This is a genomic window from Enterobacter sp. ECC-219, assembly GCF_043966805.1.
Taxonomy (GTDB): domain Bacteria; phylum Pseudomonadota; class Gammaproteobacteria; order Enterobacterales; family Enterobacteriaceae; genus Enterobacter; species Enterobacter cloacae_N.
In genome coordinates this window covers 4053489-4074184 of sequence record NZ_CP143680.1, presented here as the reverse complement: position 1 = coordinate 4074184, position 20696 = coordinate 4053489, and the positions used below count along the sequence as shown (strand labels likewise).

Sequence of the window (20696 nt, the reverse complement as noted above, 5' to 3'; positions counted from 1 at the left end):
CGCGCGCGGCCTTTCAGGCAAGCGGAATTCGTGGCTTTTGCTATCAATACGCAAAAGGTGTTACTGTGCGCCCGATGCCCGACTGTACGGGCGTTCGTCACCGAGAGAGCATGTATGGATTGTCGTCCAGATTGCGGCGCGTGCTGTACCGCTCCGTCCATTTCAAGCCCCATCCCAGGAATGCCGGAGGGCAAGCCTGCCAATACCCGCTGCGTTCAGCTCTCTGAATCCAACCTGTGTATGATCTTTGGTTCGCCCTTGCGCCCGAAGGTCTGTTCCGGGCTTCAGCCATCGGCCGAAATGTGCGGCAGCACGCGCGCGCAGGCGATGACCTGGCTGCTTGAACTGGAGGCGCTCACTGCGCCTTAAACGTCTTTGATCCTCACCAGACAGCCAATCGTCAGCGTACACATCAGCAGCGCAATCCAGAATACCGTGTGATAGTTCCAGATCTCGGCAACGATTCCGGCCATTGAGCCCGCGATAATCCAGCCCACGCGGGTGGTATTAGTATAAAGGGTGGTGGCGGCACCTGCCTGGCCCGGCATCAGATCCTGGAAGTAGAGCATGCCAATCCCCGCCAGGATGCCGATATAAATGGCGTTCAGCAGCTGTAAGGCCAGCAGGAGTCCCGGCGTATGCACCGTCAGCATACCAACGTAGAACAGCAGCCCGGCGACGGCCGCGACGCGCATTAAAAAACGCTTTCCGAAACGCTTCGCATAATAGCCTGCAATAAGCATGGTCGGGATCTCAAGGCCCGCGGCGGTGCCCATCATAATGCCGGCCAGCTTCTCCGGCAGGTGCAGCTCATCAATAATAAACAGCGGCATGTTGATGATATAAAGGCTGTTGGTGCCCCACATCAGCGTGCAGATAACAAACAGGAGCAGGGCATCGCGGCGGTTACGACGCGGTGCTTCCAGCACGCCCGTTGCCACTTTGGGCTCTTTGCGCATTGACGGCAGAAAGAACCACACCAGCGCGCCGCACGCCACAAACGCGACCGCTGCGCTCAGGTACATCACCGTAAAGCCAAACCCCATCGCCAGCGCGTAGGCCAGCGGCGGGCCAATCACCCATGCCAGCGACACCTGAGCGCGCAATATCGAGCTGAACATTACCGCTTCCCGCCCGGTATGGTCGGCATGCTCGCGGGCGAGGGCAAATAGCTGCGGGTTGGCGGTTGAGCCAAAGCTGCTCAGAAAAACCCCGATGAACAGCAGAACGAAATAGTTACGGTTCCAGGCAAACAGGACGCAGGCCAACACCCCCAGCAGACAGCAGAAAACGATCAGGCTTTTACGATCGCCCTTGCGGTCGGAACGACCGGCCAGAAACTGGCTGACGAGAATGCCAATGATGGCGCTTCCGGTAAAAAAGAAGCCAACCATCGCCGGACGGGCGTGAACTTCGTTAGTCAGGAATAAGCTCAGCGTCGGGGTTTGCAACGCACCGGCGATGCCCGTGAAGAAGGCAACAATCAGGAACGCCGTTGATGTCAAATCAAAGGGCTTCGGCGCGGTGGCCGCAGGGGTGTTATCCATGTTTTATAATTAGCGAGTAGCAGAGAGGGGCGGAGTTTACGCCGTCAGCTAAAAAATAAACAGTGGGTGAAGTCAATTACGCCACGAAAAATCAAAATGGCATTTCAACTTACGCCCCACCTGGCTGAACTTAGCTGAAACTGGTTTGCTGAACTTCAGCAAAATTCAGCTGAGCGCAGAAGAAATGTGCAGTATCTCTAAATTCTGATATCGGAAAGACGACTTTTCTTGCAAGCCATTGCAGAAAGCGCAAGACTTTTTGAAACGTTTCAGCGCTATCTTGTTTAAAAAAACGGAGCAGGCTAGCGCATTTTTTCTCATGTAAGCTGAAACGATTCACTTTCAGCAGGAGAGGAGAACCATGTTCCAGTTATCTGTTCAGGATATTCACCCGGGCGCTCAGGCCGGGGATAAAGAAGAGGCCATTCGTCAGGTTGCCGCTGCCCTTGTGCAGGCGGGTAACGTCGCGGACGGCTACGTAAACGGTATGCTGGCGCGCGAGCAGCAGACCTCCACCTTCCTCGGCAATGGCATTGCCATTCCGCACGGCACAACCGACACCCGCGACCAGGTGCTGAAAACCGGCGTGAAGGTTTATCAGTTCCCGCAGGGCGTACTCTGGGGCGACGGCCAGGTGGCTTATGTGGCTATCGGTATCGCGGCCAGTAGCGACGAACACTTAGGCCTGCTGCGTCAGCTGACGCATGTCCTGAGCGATGACTCCGTGGCGGAACAGCTGAAGTCTGCAACGACTGCTGAAGAGCTGCGTGCGTTGCTGATGGGCGAAAAACAGAGCGAAGCGCTGAAACTCGATAACGACACGCTGACGCTGGATGTTGTGGCCTCCGACCTGGTCACGCTGCAGGCGCTGAACGCGGGTCGCCTGAAAGAAGCGGGTGCCGCTGATGCCGCCTTTGTGACGCGCGTGATTAACGATAAACCGCTGAATCTTGGCCAGGGTATCTGGCTGAACGACAGCGCTGAGGGCAACCTGCGCAGCGCGATTGCAGTGAGCCGCGCGGCCACCGCGTTCGACGTTGAGGGTGAGACAGCAGCCATGCTGGTGACCGTGGCGATGAACGATGAGCAGCCGGTTTCGGTGCTGAAGCGTCTGGGCGATCTGCTGCTCAACAATAAAGCTGAAAAACTGCTGAACGCCGATGCCGCGACCGTGCTGGCCCTGCTGACCAGTGACGACGCACTCACCGATGATGTGCTGAACGCCGAGTTCGTGGTGCGTAACGAACACGGCCTGCATGCCCGTCCGGGCACAATGCTGGTTAATACCATTAAACAATTTGAAAGCGAGATTACCGTGACCAACCTGGATGGTTCGGGCAAACCGGCCAACGGCCGTAGCCTGATGAAAGTCGTCGCGCTGGGCGTGAAGAAAGGCCATCGTCTGCGCTTCACCGCGCAGGGTGCAGATGCTGAACAGGCGCTGAAAGCGATTGGCGACGCCATCGCGGCGGGTCTGGGGGAGGGCGCATAATGAGCAGACGTGTTGCGACTATTACGCTGAACCCGGCTTATGACCTGGTGGGGTTTTGCCCGGAAATTGAGCGCGGCGAAGTCAACCTCGTGCGTACCACTGGCCTGCATGCTGCGGGCAAAGGGATTAACGTCGCGAAAGTGCTCAAGGATCTCGGTATCGATGTCACCGTGGGCGGATTCCTGGGTAAAGATAACCAGGATGGTTTCCAGCAGCTGTTCAGCGAGCTGGGCATTGCCAACCGTTTCCAGGTTGTGCAGGGCCGTACCCGCATCAACGTTAAGCTGACGGAGAAAGACGGTGAAGTGACCGATCTGAACTTCTCTGGCTTCGAAGTGACGCCAGCTGACTGGGAGCGCTTTGTTAACGACTCCCTGACCTGGCTTGGTCAGTTCGACATGGTGTGCGTCAGCGGAAGCCTGCCGTCCGGCGTCAGCCCGGAAGCGTTTACCGACTGGATGACGCGCCTGCGCAGCCAGTGCCCGTGCATTATCTTCGACAGCAGCCGCGACGCGCTGGTTGCGGGTCTGAAAGCCTCTCCGTGGCTGGTGAAGCCAAATCGCCGCGAACTGGAGATCTGGGCAGGCCGTAAGCTGCCGGAATTAAAAGATGTGATTGAGGCTGCCCATGCGCTGCGCGAGCAGGGTATTGCTCACGTGGTGATCTCGCTGGGTGCAGAAGGGGCGTTGTGGGTTAACGCTTCAGGTGAATGGATTGCCAAACCGCCGTCAATGGAAGTTGTGAGCACCGTTGGCGCAGGGGATTCCATGGTTGGCGGCCTGATTTACGGCCTGCTGATGCGTGAATCCAGTGAACATACGTTACGTCTTGCCACCGCCGTTGCAGCCCTGGCCGTGAGCCAGAGCAATGTCGGTATTACCGATCGTACCCAGTTAGCCGCGATGATGGCGCGCGTTGACTTAAAACCTTTTAACTAACAGCAGGAGAGGAATAATGAAAACGCTGCTGATCATTGACTCCGGTCTCGGACAGGCTCGCGCCTACATGGCGAAGACCCTGCTGGGCGCGGCGGCACAAAAAGCACACCTGGACATCATTGATAACCCAGGCGATGCAGAGCTGGCGATTGTCCTGGGCGATAAAATCCCCGCTGACAGCGCCCTGAACGGCAAAAAAGTGTGGCTGGGCGATATTAATCGCGCGGTGGCACACCCGGAACTGTTCCTGAGCGAAGCGAAAGGTCACGCGACCGTCTACAGCGCGCCGGTCGCGGCGGCTCCGGCTCCGGCTGCGGCCTCGGGGCCGAAACGCGTTGTTGCGGTCACGGCCTGCCCGACGGGTGTGGCGCACACCTTTATGGCGGCTGAAGCCATTGAAACCGAAGCGAAAAAACGCGGCTGGTGGGTGAAGGTTGAAACTCGTGGCTCCGTGGGTGCGGGCAATGCCATTACGCCGGAAGAGGTCGCTGAAGCCGATCTGGTGATTGTGGCGGCAGATATTGAAGTGGATCTGGCGAAGTTTGCCGGCAAGCCGATGTACCGCACCTCTACCGGCCTGGCGCTGAAAAAGACCGCGCAGGAATTTGATAAGGCACTGGCAGAAGCCAAACCGTATCAGGCCACTGGCGCAGCCAAAACCCCGACCGAAGGGAAAAAAGAGTCTGCGGGCGCATACCGTCACCTGCTGACCGGCGTCTCCTACATGCTGCCGATGGTGGTGGCTGGCGGCCTGTGTATTGCGCTCTCCTTCGCCTTCGGTATTGAAGCCTTTAAAGAGCAGGGCACGCTGGCGGCAGCGTTAATGCAGATTGGCGGCGGCTCCGCGTTCGCGCTGATGGTGCCGGTGCTGGCAGGCTTTATCGCCTTCTCTATTGCTGACCGTCCGGGTCTGACCCCGGGTCTTATCGGCGGTATGCTGGCGGTGAGCACCGGTTCCGGCTTTATCGGCGGTATCATCGCCGGTTTCCTCGCCGGTTACGTCGCGAAGCTGATTAGCTCGAAGCTGAAGCTGCCGCAGAGTATGGAAGCGCTGAAGCCAATTCTGATCATTCCGCTGATCTCCAGCCTGGTGGTCGGTCTGGCGATGATTTACCTGATTGGTAAGCCGGTTGCGGGCATCCTTGCGGGTCTGACCCACTGGCTGCAAACCATGGGTACGGCGAACGCGGTTCTGCTGGGCGCGATCCTCGGCGGCATGATGTGTACCGACATGGGTGGTCCGGTGAACAAAGCGGCGTACGCGTTTGGCGTTGGCCTGCTGAGTACCCAGACCTACGCGCCGATGGCGGCGATCATGGCGGCTGGTATGGTGCCACCGCTGGCGCTCGGCCTGGCGACGATTATTGCCCGTCGTAAGTTCGACAAAGCGCAGCAGGAAGGTGGCAAAGCGGCGCTGGTGCTGGGCCTGTGCTTCATTACCGAAGGCGCGATTCCGTTCGCGGCGCGTGACCCGATGCGTGTTCTGCCGTGCTGTATCGTCGGCGGCGCGGTAACGGGTGCCATCTCCATGGCGATTGGCGCGAAGCTGATGGCTCCGCACGGCGGTCTGTTCGTCCTGCTGATCCCTGGCGCCATCACCCCGGTCCTGGGTTATCTGCTGGCGATTATTGCTGGTACGCTGGTGGCGGGTCTGTCTTACGCGGTGCTGAAACGTCCGGAAGCGGAAGTTGTGGCAAAAGCAGCGTAAGCGGTAAGCAATAAAAAAGCCGGGTGCTAACGCAACCCGGCTTTTTTTATGCCGCCTGTTCAGCAGTTTGCTGCGCCTTCAGCCAGGCAATCTCTTCCGCCCAGATATCCGGATTGATGGTTTCCAGCACCATCGGAATACCGTCGAAGCGAGCGTCCTGCATGATAAAGCGAAACGCATCGTGGCCGATATTGCCTTCACCCAGGCTGTGGTGACGGTCAACGCGGCTGCCGAACGCGCTTTTCGCATCGTTCAGGTGCATCCCGCGCAGGTACTTAAAGCCGACTATTCGCTCAAACTCATCAAACGTGTTTTTCGTCGCCTCGGTGGTGCGCAGGTCGTACCCGGCCGCAAACGCGTGGCAGGTATCAATGCACACGCCCACGCGGGATTTATCTTCCACGCCGTCAATAATCGCCGCGAGATGCTCAAACCTGAAGCCGAGGTTGCTGCCCTGACCGGCGGTGTTTTCAATCACTGCCGTCACGCCTTTGGTTTTATCCAGCGTCATGTTGATGGATTCGGCAATGCGCGCCAGACAGGCGTCTTCATCTATTTGCATCAGATGACTACCCGGATGGAAGTTCAGCAGCGTCAGCCCGAGCTGTTCGCAGCGCTGCACTTCATCGAGAAACGCCTCTCGGGATTTTTCCAGCGCTTCCTGAACCGGATGCCCGAGGTTAATCAGATAGCTGTCGTGGGGAAGGATCTGGCCCGGCCCGTAACGGTATTTCTCACAGGCGGCTTTGAAGTCGTCAATCACGTCGGCGGTGAGCGGCGCGGCGCGCCACTGGCGCTGGTTTTTGGTGAACAGGGCGAAAGCGGTCGCCTCGATTTCGGCGGCGCGAATGGCGGCATTCGCAAGGCCACCGGCAGCGCTGACGTGCGCTCCAACATATTTCATAAAAAGACTCCTGTTAACCCGAAACGCTTATGATAGCGGGTTAACAGGAGAAGGACGAGATGGTTTATGCCATCAGGCTGTGTACGGCGAGGTTAATCGCGCCGCCGCCCACAATCAGCCAGATGAAGAGCACCAGCGCCATCAGCAGCGGCTTCGCACCGGCTTTTTTCAGCGCGCTGACGTGGGTGGTCACCCCCAGCGCCGCCATCGCCATCGCCAGCAGCACCGTATCCAGCGTCACCAGCATCTCCACCACCGCTTTCGGCAGCAGGTGGAAGGAATTAAAGATGGCAACCACGATGAACAGGATCGCAAACCACGGAATGGTGATTTTGCTTTTCTCGCTGCCGCCAGCCGGGGCCAGCTGTTTAACCCGTGCGGCCAGGAAAATCAGGAACGGCGCCAGCATCATCACGCGCAGCATTTTGGCAATGACTGCCGCGTTTTCCGCTTCCGGATTGATGGCATGACCTGCCGCCACCACCTGCGCTACTTCGTGCATGGTCGAACCGATATAGATGCCGTAGGTTTCCGGGCTAAACCAGTGCGCCACCAGCGGATACATCGCGGGGTAAAGGAAGATCGCCAGCGTACCGAAGATAACCACCGTCGCGACGGCGACCGTTACTTTACTGGCTTCGGCTTTTACGACCGGCTCCGTCGCCAGCACTGCCGCCGCACCGCAGATGCTGCTGCCTGCGCCGATCAGCCAGCTGGTTTGCTTGTCCAGGCCGAAGATCTTCTGACCGATAAAGCACGCCAGTAAAAAGGTGCTGGTCAGGGTCAGGACGTCAATGGCAATTCCGCTCACGCCCACGTCCGCAATTTGCGAAAAGGTGAGGCGGAAGCCGTAAAGAATGATCCCGAGGCGCAGCAGGTGCTGTTTGGCAAAGATCACGCCGCCGTCGCAGGATTTCCAGATATGCGGGTAAACGGTATTACCCACGACCATGCCCAGCAAAATGGCCAGCGTCAACGCGCTAAAACCTGCGCCTGCGATAGCCGGGATGCTGCCGCCCCATAATGCAACGGCGGTCACTGCGGCGCTGAGCGCGAGACCCGGCACGAAGTGCCACACTGTACGATGATATTGTAAGGTGATTTCTGACATAACCTTCTCCTTTGTCTGGCTAAAGGTTACGGCGCTCTGGCTTAAAAATAAAATTGATTATATACTTATAATTAATCTATATAAGTGGTAAGTAACCATGCACATTACTTTGCGTCAGCTGGAAGTGTTTGCCGAGGTGCTGAAAAGCGGCTCGACGACCCAGGCGTCACAAATGCTGGCGCTCTCGCAGTCTGCGGTCAGCGCGGCGTTGACCGATCTTGAAGGGCAGCTGGGCGTTCAGCTGTTCGACAGGGTAGGGAAGCGTCTGGTGGTCAACGAACATGGCCGCCTGCTTTACCCGCGCGCGCTGGCGCTGCTGGAGCAGGCTATCGAAATCGAACAGCTGTTCCGCGAAGACAACGGCGCGATCCGCGTGTTTGCCAGCAGCACCATCGGAAACTATATCCTGCCGGAAGTGATAGCGCGCTACCGTCGGGATTTCCCGACTCTGCCGCTGGAGATGAGCGTGGGCAACAGCCAGGACGTGATCAACGCGGTGATCGATTTCCGCGTGGATATCGGTCTTATCGAAGGCCCTTGCCATAACGTCGATATCATTGCCGAGCCCTGGCTGGAAGACGAGCTGGTGGTGTTTGCGTCTCCGGCCTCGTCGTTATTGCAGGGCGAGGTGACGCTTGAGCGGCTGGCGCAGGCGCAGTGGATCCTCCGCGAGCAGGGCTCCGGTACGCGTGAGATTGTCGACTACCTGCTGCTGTCGCATCTGCCGCATTTCCAGCTGGGAATGGAGCTGGGGAACTCTGAGGCCATCAAGCACGCGGTGCGTCATGGCCTGGGCATCAGTTGTCTTTCCCGGCGCGTCATTGCCGAACAGCTTGAGACGGGGTCGCTGGTGGAAATTCCCATTCCGCTCCCGAAACTGGTGCGCACGCTATGGTGCATCCACCATCGTCAGAAACACCTTTCCAGCTCGCTGCAGCGTTTTCTGCGCTACTGCGAGATGTAAAAGCGCCCCTCACCCCAAATGGGAGAGGGAAAAATAATGCGTTACTTATAATCCTGGACGCGTCATGAAGCTCTCTTATAACAGGGTATTTCTGCCGGAAGGAACGGAGATCGTCTGCTACAATCGCGCCTCATTTATTAAATGGACAGCATTTTCACATGGTTTCAGAAACTAAAACCACAGAAGCGCCCACGCTACGTCGTGAACTCAAGGCGCGTCACCTGACGATGATCGCCATTGGCGGCTCCATCGGTACAGGTCTTTTCGTTGCCTCTGGCGCAACGATTTCGGCAGCCGGCCCGGGTGGGGCATTATTCTCTTATATCCTGATTGGCCTGATGGTCTATTTCCTGATGACCAGTCTGGGCGAACTGGCAGCGTACATGCCGGTGTCAGGTTCGTTTTCGACCTACGGACAAAAATACGTTGAGGAAGGCTTCGGCTTCGCGCTGGGCTGGAACTACTGGTACAACTGGGCCGTCACTATCGCCGTTGACCTCGTTGCCGCACAGCTGGTGATGACCTGGTGGTTCCCGGACACGCCGGGCTGGATCTGGAGCGCCCTGTTCCTGGCCGTTATCTTCCTGCTGAACTACATCTCCGTGCGCGGTTTCGGCGAAGCGGAATACTGGTTCTCTTTGATCAAAGTGGCAACCGTCATCATCTTTATCGTCGTCGGTGTGGCGATGATCGTGGGGATTTTCAAAGGGGCTGAACCTGCGGGCTGGAGCAACTGGACGATAGGCGATGCGCCGTTTGCCGGGGGCTTCTCGGCGATGATTGGCGTGGCGATGATTGTCGGCTTCTCCTTCCAGGGAACGGAGCTGATTGGTATCGCGGCCGGTGAATCCGAGAACCCGGAGAAGAACATTCCGCGCGCGGTGCGTCAGGTGTTCTGGCGTATTCTGCTGTTCTACGTGTTCGCTATTTTGATTATCAGCCTGATCATTCCGTATACCGATCCAAGCCTGCTGCGTAATGACGTCAAAGACATCAGCGTCAGCCCTTTCACCCTGGTCTTCCAGCACGCAGGCCTGCTTTCTGCGGCGGCGGTAATGAACGCGGTGATCCTGACGGCGGTGCTGTCGGCGGGTAATTCCGGTATGTACGCGTCCACCCGTATGCTTTACACCCTGGCCTGCGACGGTAAAGCGCCGCGTATTTTCTCGAAACTGTCCCGCGGTGGCGTCCCGCGTAACGCGCTGTATGCCACCACGGTCATTGCGGGCCTCTGCTTCCTGACCTCTATGTTCGGCAACCAGACCGTGTACCTGTGGCTGCTTAATACCTCCGGCATGACGGGCTTTATCGCCTGGCTGGGCATTGCCATCAGCCACTACCGTTTCCGCCGCGGCTACGTTATGCAGGGTCACGACCTGAATAACCTCCCGTACCGTTCTGGCTTCTTCCCGCTGGGGCCGATTTTTGCCTTCATTCTGTGTCTGATTATTACCCTGGGACAGAACTATGAAGCTTTCCTTGCGGACACCATTGACTGGGGTGCCGTCACGGCCACCTATATTGGTATTCCGCTGTTCCTGGTCATCTGGTTCGGCTACAAACTGACGAAAGGAACCCGCTTCGTTCGCTACAGTGAAATGGATTTCCCGGAACGATTTAAACAATAACCGCGCTTCCTCTCTTTCAGCCCGCTCACTTGAGCGGGCTTTTTTATCTCCACAGTATGAATGGCAGATATAATTTTTAACAATTTAATTGATAATAATTATCGTTTGCTTTATCGTTATCAAAAAATAAGCGTGCTACCGACCCACCGCAGATGTGGGCGGACAACAAGGCACTGTGAGCGATGATTTTTGATTGAGTTGTATTTACCTCATGGAGATATGGAATGTTTAGGTTGAATCCCGTCGTCAGGGGAGGACTATGCGCGTCCGCAATGTCCCTGGCACTGCCTGTCATCGCAGCGGAATCTGGCGACACAATGGTTGTAACGGCCTCCGCGACCGAGCAAAACCTGAAAGACGCACCGGCAAGTATCAGCGTGATTACCCAGGAAGATTTGCAGCGCAAACCCGTTCAGAACCTGAAAGATGTGTTACGGGATGTGCCGGGCGTACAGCTCACGAGCGAAGGGGACAACCGTAAAGGGGTAAGTATTCGCGGTCTGGACAGCAGCTACACGCTCATCCTGATCGACGGCAAGCGCGTAAACTCACGCAACGCGGTCTTCCGCCATAACGATTTCGACCTTAACTGGGTGCCAGTTGACGCCATCGAACGCATCGAAGTGGTCCGCGGACCGATGTCTTCTCTCTACGGCTCTGATGCTCTCGGCGGCGTGGTGAACATTATCACCAAAAAAATCGGCCAGAAGTGGACGGGCACCCTGAGCGCGGATTCTACCCTTCAGGAACACCGCGATCGTGGCGACACGTATAACGGTCAGTTTTATACCAGCGGTCCGCTGGTGGACGGCCTGCTGGGCCTGAAAGCCTACGGTAGCCTCGCGAAGCGTGAGAAAGACGGGCAGCAGAAATCCTCCACCACGGCGAGCGGTGAAACGCCGCGCATTGAGGGCTTCACCAGCCGTGATGCCAACGTGGAATTCGCCTGGACGCCAACAGAAAACCACGACTTCACTGCGGGCTACGGCTTTGACCGCCAGGATCGCGATTCAGACTCCCTCGACAAAAACCGCCTTGAGCGTCAGAACTACTCTCTCAGCCATAACGGCCGCTGGGGCGTCGGCAACAGCGAGCTGAAAGTTTACGGTGAGAAGGTGGATAACAAAAACCCGGGCAACAGCAATCCCATCACCTCCGAGAGCAACGCGGTAGACGGGAAATACGTGCTGCCGCTGGGCGATATTAATCAGCTGCTGACCTTTGGCGGCGAATGGCGTCACGATAAGCTGAAAGATCCGGTCAACCTGACGGGGGGCTCCAGCAGCAGTACGTCAACAAGCCAGTATGCGCTGTTCCTCGAAGACGAATGGCGTATCTTTGAGCCGCTGGCGCTGACCACCGGCATCCGTATGGATGACCATGATACCTACGGCGATCACTGGAGTCCGCGAGCCTATCTGGTCTATAACGCGACGGATACCGTGACGGTGAAAGGGGGCTGGGCAACCGCGTTTAAAGCGCCGTCGCTGCTGCAGCTGAGCCCGGACTGGGTCACCGGCTCGTGCCGCGGCGCCTGTGAGATTGTCGGTAACCCGGATCTGAAGCCGGAAACCAGCGAGAGCTTCGAGTTCGGTCTGTACTACAGCGGGGAAGAGGGCTGGTTAGAGGGCGTGCAGGCCAGCGTCACCACCTTCCAGAATAACGTGGATGACCGCATCAGCATCAGCCGTACGGCGAATGCAAAACAGGCGCAGAGCTACCCTAACTACGTTGGTCTGAACGCGGACGGCGAACCGATTTTCCGCTATTACAACGTCAACAAGGCGCGCATCCGTGGGGTGGAGACCGAAGTGAAGTTCCCGCTGGCGGAAGACTGGAAAGTGACGCTGAACTACACCTATAACGACGGTCGCGATATCAGCAACGGCGGCAACAAACCACTGTCCGAGCTGCCGTTCCATACGGCTAACGGGACCGTTGACTGGAAGGCGACGCAGGACTGGTCGTTCTATGTTCAGGGCAATTACACCGGCGAGAAGCGCGCGCTGACCAGCAGTGCACCAACGCCGGGTGGATATGTCATCTGGAACACCGGCGCGGCGTGGCAGGCGACGAAAAGCGTGAAGCTGCGCGCGGGCGTGCAGAACCTGCTGGATAAAGACCTGAGCCGTGACGATTACAGCTACACGGAAGATGGCCGTCGCTACTTTGTGGGCGTGGATTATAAGTTCTGATGCGACGAGGGTAAAAGCGAACGTAGGCCGGGTAAGGCGAAGCCGCCACCCGGCAATGACGCGCACTTACCCAAACAAATGCTCCGCATGGAAGCGGAGATGATCCTCGATAAAGGACGCCATAAAGTAATAGCTGTGATCGTATCCCGGCTGAATGCGCAGCGTCAGCGGCCAGTCCTTCTGGCGTGCCGCCTCAGCCAACACCGCAGGCTGTAGCTGTCCGGCGAGGAACTGATCCGCATCGCCCTGATCGATAAGCATCGGGATCGCGCTCGCCGAATCGCTTGCCAGCATCAGCGCGCAGCTGTCCCATTCCTGCCATTTCTCGGCATCCTCACCCAGATAGTGTGTGAAAGCTTTTTGTCCCCACGGCACCTGCGTTGGGTTCACAATCGGCGCGAACGCAGAGACGCTGACGTATTTCCCCGGGTTTTTCAGCGCCATGATGAGCGCCCCGTGTCCGCCCATGGAGTGTCCGCTGATGGCGCAGCGGTCGCTTACCGCAAATTCAGCCTTAATCAGCGCAGGCAGCTCGTCGCGAATGTAGTCGTACATGCGGTAATGGCTCGCCCACGGCTGTTCGGTGGCGTTGAGATAAAATCCGGCGCCTTTACCTAAATCGTACCCGGCATCGTCCGCCACATCATCGCCGCGCGGGCTGGTATCAGCCATCACCAGCGCAATGCCCAGCTCGGCGGCAATACGCTGCGCGCCCGCTTTGGTGGTGAAGTTTTCGTCGTTGCAGGTCAGGCCTGACAGCCAGAACAGAACCGGCGGATTTTCCGTCGGCGGCAGGAAAATGCTGAACGTCATGGTGCAGTTCAGCGTGGTGGAGTCGTGCCGCCAGCGCTGCTGTCGACCTTCAAAACAACGGTGCTCTTCGAGCAGTTCCATGCAGGGCTCCTTAATGAGAATAGCTATTCATTAGAGCCATAATACAGCGTTTTCATTTACCTGTGAGCAACTTTCACTTTCGCGGAACGGCGAGATGCTGCATCATAAATTTACTTTTCTTTAACAATTGGAGCGGTCATGGCGCTGCGTATTGCGCTTAGTGGGTTTGTCGTTCTGGTGGTGGCGATGGGGATAGGGCGCTTTGCCTTTACCCCTCAGGTGCCGCTGATGATTGCCGCCGGGCAACTCACGCTGACCAGCGCGGGCCTGGTGGCGGCGATGAATTATCTGGGCTATCTGGTGGGCGCATGGGATGCCATGCGCGCGCACCGCTTTGTTGAAACGCGACTCTGGCTTGGCATCACCGGCGCGGTTGCGTTGACCCTGCTCTCCGCCGCGGCTGATAACGCCGTCGTGCACGGCCTGCTGCGCTTTGTGATTGGCTGCATGAGCGGCTGGTCAATGGTGCTGATTGCTGCCTGGACCAACGAGCGGCTGGGACAGCTGGGTAAACCCGGGCTTAGTGCGGCTGTTTTTGCCGGGCCCGGAGCTGGTATCGCCCTGAGCGGCCTGCTCGCGGTTTATATTCAGGCGAAATCCCTTTCGGCCGGTGCGGCATGGCAAATCTACGGCGTGCTGGCACTGGTACTGGTTGCGCTGGTGGCGCGCTATCTGCCGCGATCCGGGCAGCTTCATCGACCCGGCACCGCGCCAGAGCCGCTGGTGCTGACGACGGATTTAAGGCGCCTGGTCTGGAGCTACAGCCTGGCGGGATTTGGCTATATCCTCCCGGCGACCTTCCTTTCGCAAATGGCGGCAGTGCGCTTTCCCGGCAGCCTGTTTGCCCAGTTTGTCTGGCCAATTTTTGGTGCCGCCGCCGTGGTGGGGATTGCGCTCAGCATTCTTTTGCGCCACACCTCAACGGCTAACCGCAGGCTGGCCATCGTGCTGTGGTTACAGGGAGCTGGCGTGCTGGCGGCCTGGCTGCTGCCGGGCATTGGCGGCTTGCTGACGGGCGGGCTGCTGGTGGGAGGCGGGTTCCTCTGCGCGGTGCAGCTCTCACTTTTATACGGCCGCGAGCTGGCACCGCACCACACGCGCTATATGGCGGGGCTGCTCACCACCGGGTATGCCATCGGGCAATTGATTGGTCCGGTGACCTCGGCGGTATCGACCTGGCTAACCCACCGGCTGGAGCCTGCGCTGGGGCTGGCGGGCGTTGCGCTGTTTGTCGCCGGTGCCCTGGTCTGGAATCGCCACGCTGAAAGGCAACAGCAATTGCAATAATTATCGTCGTGAATACTGGATTATGTGCGTCGCCTCACGCACAATGAGCGCATACTTTTGCCACAACGAGGGCAAAAGACGCCACACCTGCAGGAGAACAAAATGTCATCACTCAGTAAAGAAGCTGCCCTGGTCCACGAAGCCCTGCTCGCGCGCGGTCTTGAAACGCCACTGCGTCCGCCGGTTCAGGATATGGACAATGAAACCCGTAAGAAACTGATTTCCGGGCATATGACCGAGATCATGCAACTGCTGAATCTCGATCTGAGCGATGACAGCCTGATGGAAACGCCTAAGCGTATCGCGAAAATGTACGTTGACGAAATTTTCTCCGGACTGGATTACGCCAACTTCCCGAAAATTACCGTCATCGAAAACAAGATGAAGGTGGACGAGATGGTCACAGTACGGGATATCACCCTGACCAGCACCTGCGAGCACCATTTCGTGACCATCGACGGCAAAGCGACCGTGGCGTATATCCCGAAAGACACGGTGATTGGCCTGTCGAAGATCAACCGTATTGTGCAGTTCTTCGCGCAGCGCCCGCAGGTTCAGGAGCGTCTGACGCAGCAGATCCTGATCGCGCTGCAAACGCTGCTGGGTACCAATAACGTGGCGGTCTCCATTGACGCGGTTCATTACTGCGTGAAAGCCCGCGGCGTGCGTGATGCGACCAGTGCGACCACCACCACCTCGCTGGGCGGCCTGTTTAAATCGAGCCAGAACACCCGCCAGGAGTTCCTGCGCGCCGTGCGTCACCACAACTAATCAAACAGGGCAGGGACCATGGAGCGAAACGTCACGCTCGATTTTGTCCGCGGCGTCGCCATACTGGGTATCCTGCTGCTGAACATCAGCGCCTTCGGTCTGCCGAAGGCCGCTTACCTCAATCCCGCCTGGTACGGCGACATCACCCGAAGCGATGCCTGGACGTGGGCGCTCCTCGATCTGTTTGCCCAGGTTAAATTCCTCACGCTTTTTGCGCTGCTGTTCGGCGCGGGCCTGCAGCTTCTGCTCAAACGCGGCACGCGCTGGATCCAGTCGCGCTTAACGCTGCTGGTCATCCTCGGGTTTATCCACGGCCTGTTCTTCTGGGATGGTGATATTCTTCTCGCTTATGGGTTAGTCGGGCTGATCTGCTGGCGGCTCATTCGCGATGCGCACAGCGTGAAAAGCCTGTTTAACACCGGCGTGATGCTCTATCTCATGGGGCTCTGCGTTCTGTTTTTGCTGGGGCTGATCTCCGGTGATGCGACAAACCGTTCCTGGATCCCGGATGCCGCTAACCTGCAGTACGAACAGTACTGGAAGCTGAAAGGCGGTACGGAAGCGATAAGCAACCGCGCGGATATGCTGGGGGACAATCTGCTTGCCCTGGGGGCGCAATACGGCTGGCAACTGGCGGGCATGATGCTGATGGGGGCGTCACTGATGCGCACCGGCTGGCTGAAAGGGGAGTTTAGCCTGCGTCACTACCGCCGCACCGGGGCGGGGCTGGTTCTGATCGGCGTGCTGATTAATCTTCCGGCGGTGATTGCGCAGTGGCACCTTCACTGGGATTACCGCTGGTGCGCGTTTCTGCTCCAGGTGCCGCGTGAGCTCAGCGCGCCGTTCCAGACCATCGGCTATGCGGCGCTGATCTATGGTTTCTGGCCGCAGCTCTCTCGTCTGTGGATCATCAGCGCCGTGGCCTGCGTAGGCCGTATGGCGTTAAGCAATTACCTCCTGCAAACGCTGCTCTGCACCACGCTTTTCTATCGCTTTGGCCTGTTTATGAAATTCGACCGCCTCGGGCTGCTGGCGTTTGTTATTCCGGTCTGGGTGGTTAACCTGGCGTTTTCTGTTATCTGGCTGCGTTATTTCCGCCAGGGGCCGCTGGAGTGGGTGTGGCGTCAGTTAACCGCACATGCTTCAGGGGTATCATTGAATAATACATCCAGATAACGATCTGGATCACAATCATTAACAAAACGGATGTAAGCGTTTTCATGAGTGTGACCTTCTTCACGTAGTCCCCTTTCGCTCGCTGCCAAAATAGCCACCTTGCTAAACACAGGGGGTGTCTGTGAGTTGCTGCAATCCTTTGAAGGATGGTGAATATGATCACCATTCGTGACGTCGCCCGTCTGGCGGGCGTTTCTGTGGCTACCGTCTCCCGCGTGCTGAACAACAGCGCGCTGGTCAGCCCTGAAACCCGTGAAACCGTAATGAAAGCCGTGACCCAGCTCGGATACCGACCAAATGCCAATGCCCAGGCGCTTGCAACGCAGGTCAGCGATACCATCGGCGTGGTGGTGATGGATGTCTCGGACGCCTTTTTCGGTGCGCTGGTAAAAGCGGTCGATGTGGTCGCCCAGCAGCATCAGAAATATGTGCTGATTGGCAACAGCTATCACGAGGCGGAAAAGGAGCGTTATGCGATTGAAGTGCTGATCCGCCAGCGCTGCAACGCTCTGATTGTTCACTCAAAAGCCTTAAGCGATGAAGAGCTGGCCGGGTTTATGGAGCAGATCCCGGGTATGGTACTGATCAACCGCATCGTCCCGGGCTATGCCCATCGCTGTGTCGGGCTGGATAACGTCAGCGGCGCCATGATGGCCACCAAAATGCTGATCAATAACGGCCATCAGCGGATCGGCTATCTGGCGTCCAGCCATCAAATTGAAGATGACGCATTGCGGCGTGAGGGGTGGCAAAACGCCCTGAAAGATCAAGGCATTATGTCATCAGAAAGCTGGATCGGCACCGGAACGCCGGACATGCAGGGCGGTGAAGCGGCAATGGTGGAACTGCTGGGCCGAAATCTGCAGCTTTCCGCGGTGTTTGCCTATAACGACAGCATGGCCGCGGGCGCGCTGACTGCGCTGAAGGATAACGGCATTGCGGTGCCACAGCATTTGTCATTGATTGGTTTCGATGATATTCCGATTGCCCGTTACACCGACCCGCAGCTCACCACGGTGCGCTATCCCATTGCTTCTATGGCGAAACTGGCGACCGAGCTGGCGCTACAGGGAGCGGCAGGGCTGCTGGATCCAGGGGCAACGCACTGCTTCATGCCGACGCTGGTGCGTCGTCATTCAGTCGCGGCCAGGCAAATTGTGGTTCCGATCACTAACTGATTACATCAGGTGATGTAACCGTTTTCAATCTGTGAGTAAATTCACAGTATCTTAACAAGGCGCTGACTATGATGTCAGCGTTTTAGGGGCTGAAACGCTATGTAACGGTGATTATTCACTTTCACTATAGCCAATGTGCCGCAAACAACGAATAAAACGCATTTCTGGAGCGTTACCGACCACGGAAGATAGAAATTTTATAAGTGAACGTCGGCTGTCAGTAACGTTTTATTAACACCTGCCTGCCGATCGTTATTCACAAGAACTACCCTGCATAAAAAAAACCGGAGATACCATGAATAAGAAGGTGTTGACCCTGTCTGCTGTAATGGCAAGCATGCTTTTTGGTGCAGCAGCGCACGCTGCGGATACCCGTATTGGTGTGACCATCTATAAATACGACGACAACTTCATGTCTGTTGTGCGTAAAGCGATTGAGAAAGATGCGAAAGCAGCGCCAGACGTACAGCTGCTGATGAATGACTCCCAGAACGACCAGTCCAAACAGAACGATCAGATCGACGTTCTGCTGGCAAAAGGCGTTAAGGCTCTGGCGATCAACCTGGTTGACCCGGCGGCAGCAGGCACGGTTATCGAGAAAGCGCGTGGCCAGAATGTGCCAATCGTCTTCTTCAACAAAGAACCTTCCCGTAAGGCGCTGGACAGCTATGACAAAGCGTATTACGTCGGTACTGACTCCAAAGAGTCCGGCATTATTCAGGGCGATCTGATCGCGAAACACTGGGCGGCGAACCCGAACTGGGACCTGAACAAAGACGGTCAGATTCAGTTCGTGCTGCTGAAAGGTGAGCCTGGCCACCCGGATGCTGAAGCCCGTACCACTTACGTTATCAAAGAGCTGAACGACAAGGGCCTGAAAACCCAGCAGCTGGCGTTAGATACCGCGATGTGGGATACCGCTCAGGCGAAAGATAAGATGGACGCGTGGCTGTCCGGCCCGAACGCGAACAAAATCGAAGTCGTCATTGCCAACAACGATGCGATGGCAATGGGTGCAATTGAAGCGCTCAAAGCCCACAATAAATCTACCATCCCGGTATTTGGCGTGGATGCTCTGCCAGAAGCGCTGGCGCTGGTTAAATCTGGCGCGATGGCCGGTACCGTTCTGAACGATGCCAACAACCAGGCGAAAGCGACCTTCGATCTGGCGAAAAACCTCGCCGATGGTAAAGGCGCGGCGGATGGCACCAGCTGGAAAATTGACAACAAAATCGTTCGCGTGCCTTACGTGGGCGTAGACCAGTCCAACCTGGCTGAGTTTATCGGTAAATAAGCAATCTACATTGTCTTCACTGGGCGCAACCTGTTGCGCCCTTTTATAACGCGATATGCGAGGCCAACAAGGTATAATTATGGTCAGCACAACTACTCAGTCAACCGGTGAATACTTGTTGGAAATGAACGGTATTAACAAGTCATTTCCCGGTGTTAAGGCACTCGATAATGTTAATTTAAAAGTCCGGCCTCACTCTATTCATGCATTAATGGGGGAGAACGGTGCGGGTAAATCAACATTATTAAAATGTCTTTTTGGGATCTATCAAAAAGATTCTGGCAGCATTCTTTTTCAGGGGAAAGAGATCGATTTCCATTCAGCAAAAGAAGCACTGGAAAACGGTATCTCAATGGTTCACCAGGAATTAAACCTGGTACTGCAACGCTCGGTGATGGATAACATGTGGTTGGGTCGTTATCCCACAAAAGGTGTCTTTGTCGATCAGGACAAAATGTATCGCGACACCAAAGCAATTTTTGATGAGCTGGATATTGATATCGATCCGCGCGCCCGCGTGGGGACATTATCCGTCTCTCAAATGCAGATGATCGAAATTGCCAAAGCGTTCTCCTATGACGCGAAAATCGTCATCATGGACGAACCCACCTCGTCTTTAACGGAAAAAGAGGTTAACCACCTTTTTACCATTATTCGTAAGCTGAAAGATCGCGGCTGCGGCATTGTGTACATCTCGCATAAAATGGAAGAGATCTTCCAGCTGTGCGATGAAATTACCATCCTGCGCGATGGCCAGTGGATTGCAACGCAGCCGCTGGAAGGGCTGGACATGGACAAGATCATCGCCATGATGGTCGGCCGCTCTCTGAACCAGCGCTTCCCGGACAAAGAGAACAGGCCGGGCGAAGTGATCCTGGAAGTGCGCAATCTGACCTCGCTGCGTCAGCCGTCCATTCGCGATGTTTCTTTCGACCTGCACAAAGGGGAAATTCTGGGCATTGCTGGCCTGGTGGGGGCAAAGCGTACCGACATTGTGGAAACCCTGTTTGGCATCCGCGAGAAAGCCGAAGGCACCATCACGCTGCACGGGAAGAAAATTAACAACCACAATGCCAACGAAGCCATTAATAACGGTTTTGCGCTGGTGACGGAAGAGCGTCGTTCGACCGGTATTTATGCTTATCTGGATATTAACTTTAACTCGTTAATCTCTAATATCCGTAATTACAAAAACAAAGTCGGGCTGCTGGATAACTCCCGCATGAAGAGCGATACCCAATGGGTAATTGACTCCATGCGCGTGAAAACACCGGGCCACCGTACCCAAATTGGTTCGCTTTCCGGCGGTAACCAGCAGAAAGTCATTATCGGCCGTTGGCTATTAACCCAGCCAGAAATTCTGATGCTGGATGAACCGACCCGCGGTATTGACGTCGGCGCGAAGTTTGAAATTTATCAGCTGATTGCCGAGCTGGCGAAAAAGAATAAAGGGATCATTATTATTTCTTCCGAAATGCCGGAACTGTTAGGGATCACGGACCGTATTCTGGTTATGAGCAATGGTCTCGTTGCCGGTATTGTTGACACCAAAACGACAACGCAAAACGAAATTTTGCGTCTTGCGTCTTTGCACCTTTAAGATCAGGGG

Annotated in this window: 17 protein-coding genes; 13 read left to right on the top strand and 4 right to left on the bottom strand. The window is 56.5% G+C overall.

The annotated features are described in order from the left end of the window. The first annotated feature begins 114 nt into the window (after positions 1-114). Complete coding sequence (locus V1603_RS19340) at positions 115-369, top strand: YkgJ family cysteine cluster protein (protein ID WP_163330244.1); 255 nt, start codon at positions 115-117, stop codon at positions 367-369. Here the strand turns inward: V1603_RS19340 and setB are convergent. Continuing rightward, positions 366-1547: a sugar efflux transporter SetB gene (setB, locus tag V1603_RS19335; protein WP_320720905.1), complete on the bottom strand. Its 1182-nt coding sequence runs from the start codon at positions 1545-1547 to the stop codon at positions 366-368. The two genes, V1603_RS19340 and setB, sit on opposite strands and share 4 nt — an antisense overlap. Before the next feature lie 361 nt (positions 1548-1908). Here setB and fruB point away from each other — a divergent pair, with 361 nt between their 5' ends. The 3 genes from fruB to fruA are packed head-to-tail and all read left to right on the top strand — an operon-like array spanning position 1909 to position 5685. Then, complete coding sequence (gene fruB / locus V1603_RS19330; RefSeq protein ID WP_116338675.1) at positions 1909-3039, top strand: fused PTS fructose transporter subunit IIA/HPr protein; 1131 nt, start codon at positions 1909-1911, stop codon at positions 3037-3039. Further along, complete coding sequence (gene fruK, locus V1603_RS19325) at positions 3039-3977, top strand: 1-phosphofructokinase (RefSeq protein ID WP_116338677.1); 939 nt, start codon at positions 3039-3041, stop codon at positions 3975-3977. Before fruB ends, fruK begins: the two co-directional genes overlap by 1 nt. Before the next feature lie 16 nt (positions 3978-3993). Beyond that, complete coding sequence (fruA, locus tag V1603_RS19320; protein ID WP_233002579.1) at positions 3994-5685, top strand: PTS fructose transporter subunit IIBC; 1692 nt, start codon at positions 3994-3996, stop codon at positions 5683-5685. Between the two features lie 46 nt (positions 5686-5731). Here the strand turns inward: fruA and nfo are convergent, their stop codons facing one another. Together nfo and V1603_RS19310 are read right to left on the bottom strand one after the other, a co-directional pair. Continuing rightward, positions 5732-6589, bottom strand: a complete 858-nt coding sequence (gene nfo / locus V1603_RS19315; protein WP_233002580.1) for a deoxyribonuclease IV — start codon at positions 6587-6589, stop codon at positions 5732-5734. Positions 6590-6653: 64 nt separating this feature from the next. Further along, positions 6654-7700, bottom strand: a complete 1047-nt coding sequence (locus V1603_RS19310) for a YeiH family protein (RefSeq protein WP_395313109.1) — start codon at positions 7698-7700, stop codon at positions 6654-6656. Between the two features lie 97 nt (positions 7701-7797). Between V1603_RS19310 and yieE the strand changes: the two genes are divergently transcribed. The 3 genes from yieE to cirA all read left to right on the top strand — a co-directional run bounded on the left by yieE (position 7798) and on the right by cirA (position 12487). Then, positions 7798-8664: a DNA-binding transcriptional regulator YeiE gene (yieE, locus tag V1603_RS19305; RefSeq protein ID WP_116338684.1), complete on the top strand. Its 867-nt coding sequence runs from the start codon at positions 7798-7800 to the stop codon at positions 8662-8664. Between the two features lie 158 nt (positions 8665-8822). Beyond that, positions 8823-10292, top strand: coding sequence for an amino acid permease (locus V1603_RS19300; protein ID WP_061097614.1), 1470 nt, complete (start codon positions 8823-8825; stop codon positions 10290-10292). A 224-nt stretch (positions 10293-10516) separates the two neighbouring features. Further along, entirely contained in the window at positions 10517-12487 is a 1971-nt protein-coding gene (cirA, locus tag V1603_RS19295; protein ID WP_166711807.1) for a catecholate siderophore receptor CirA, read from the top strand. A gap of 66 nt (positions 12488-12553) precedes the next feature. Here cirA and fghA read toward each other — a convergent pair whose 3' ends face one another. Next, positions 12554-13381, bottom strand: coding sequence for an S-formylglutathione hydrolase (fghA, locus tag V1603_RS19290; protein ID WP_116338688.1), 828 nt, complete (start codon positions 13379-13381; stop codon positions 12554-12556). Between the two features lie 138 nt (positions 13382-13519). Between fghA and V1603_RS19285 the strand changes: the two genes are divergently transcribed. The 6 genes from V1603_RS19285 (at position 13520) to mglA (ending at position 20687) form a co-directional block, all read left to right on the top strand. Next, positions 13520-14668: a YbfB/YjiJ family MFS transporter gene (locus tag V1603_RS19285; protein ID WP_116338690.1), complete on the top strand. Its 1149-nt coding sequence runs from the start codon at positions 13520-13522 to the stop codon at positions 14666-14668. 102 nt (positions 14669-14770) lie between these two features. Next, complete coding sequence (folE, locus tag V1603_RS19280) at positions 14771-15439, top strand: GTP cyclohydrolase I FolE (protein WP_116338692.1); 669 nt, start codon at positions 14771-14773, stop codon at positions 15437-15439. Between the two features lie 18 nt (positions 15440-15457). Beyond that, positions 15458-16615 (top strand): DUF418 domain-containing protein YeiB, encoded by a 1158-nt coding sequence (gene yeiB / locus V1603_RS19275; protein ID WP_395313108.1) that lies wholly within the window; start codon positions 15458-15460, stop codon positions 16613-16615. Positions 16616-16770: 155 nt separating this feature from the next. After that, positions 16771-17793, top strand: coding sequence for an HTH-type transcriptional regulator GalS (gene galS / locus V1603_RS19270; protein WP_163330239.1), 1023 nt, complete (start codon positions 16771-16773; stop codon positions 17791-17793). A 295-nt stretch (positions 17794-18088) separates the two neighbouring features. Then, positions 18089-19087, top strand: coding sequence for a galactose/glucose ABC transporter substrate-binding protein MglB (mglB, locus tag V1603_RS19265; RefSeq protein WP_395313107.1), 999 nt, complete (start codon positions 18089-18091; stop codon positions 19085-19087). Between the two features lie 79 nt (positions 19088-19166). After that, positions 19167-20687 (top strand): galactose/methyl galactoside ABC transporter ATP-binding protein MglA, encoded by a 1521-nt coding sequence (mglA, locus tag V1603_RS19260; RefSeq protein ID WP_163330238.1) that lies wholly within the window; start codon positions 19167-19169, stop codon positions 20685-20687. Positions 20688-20696 lie beyond the last annotated feature (9 nt).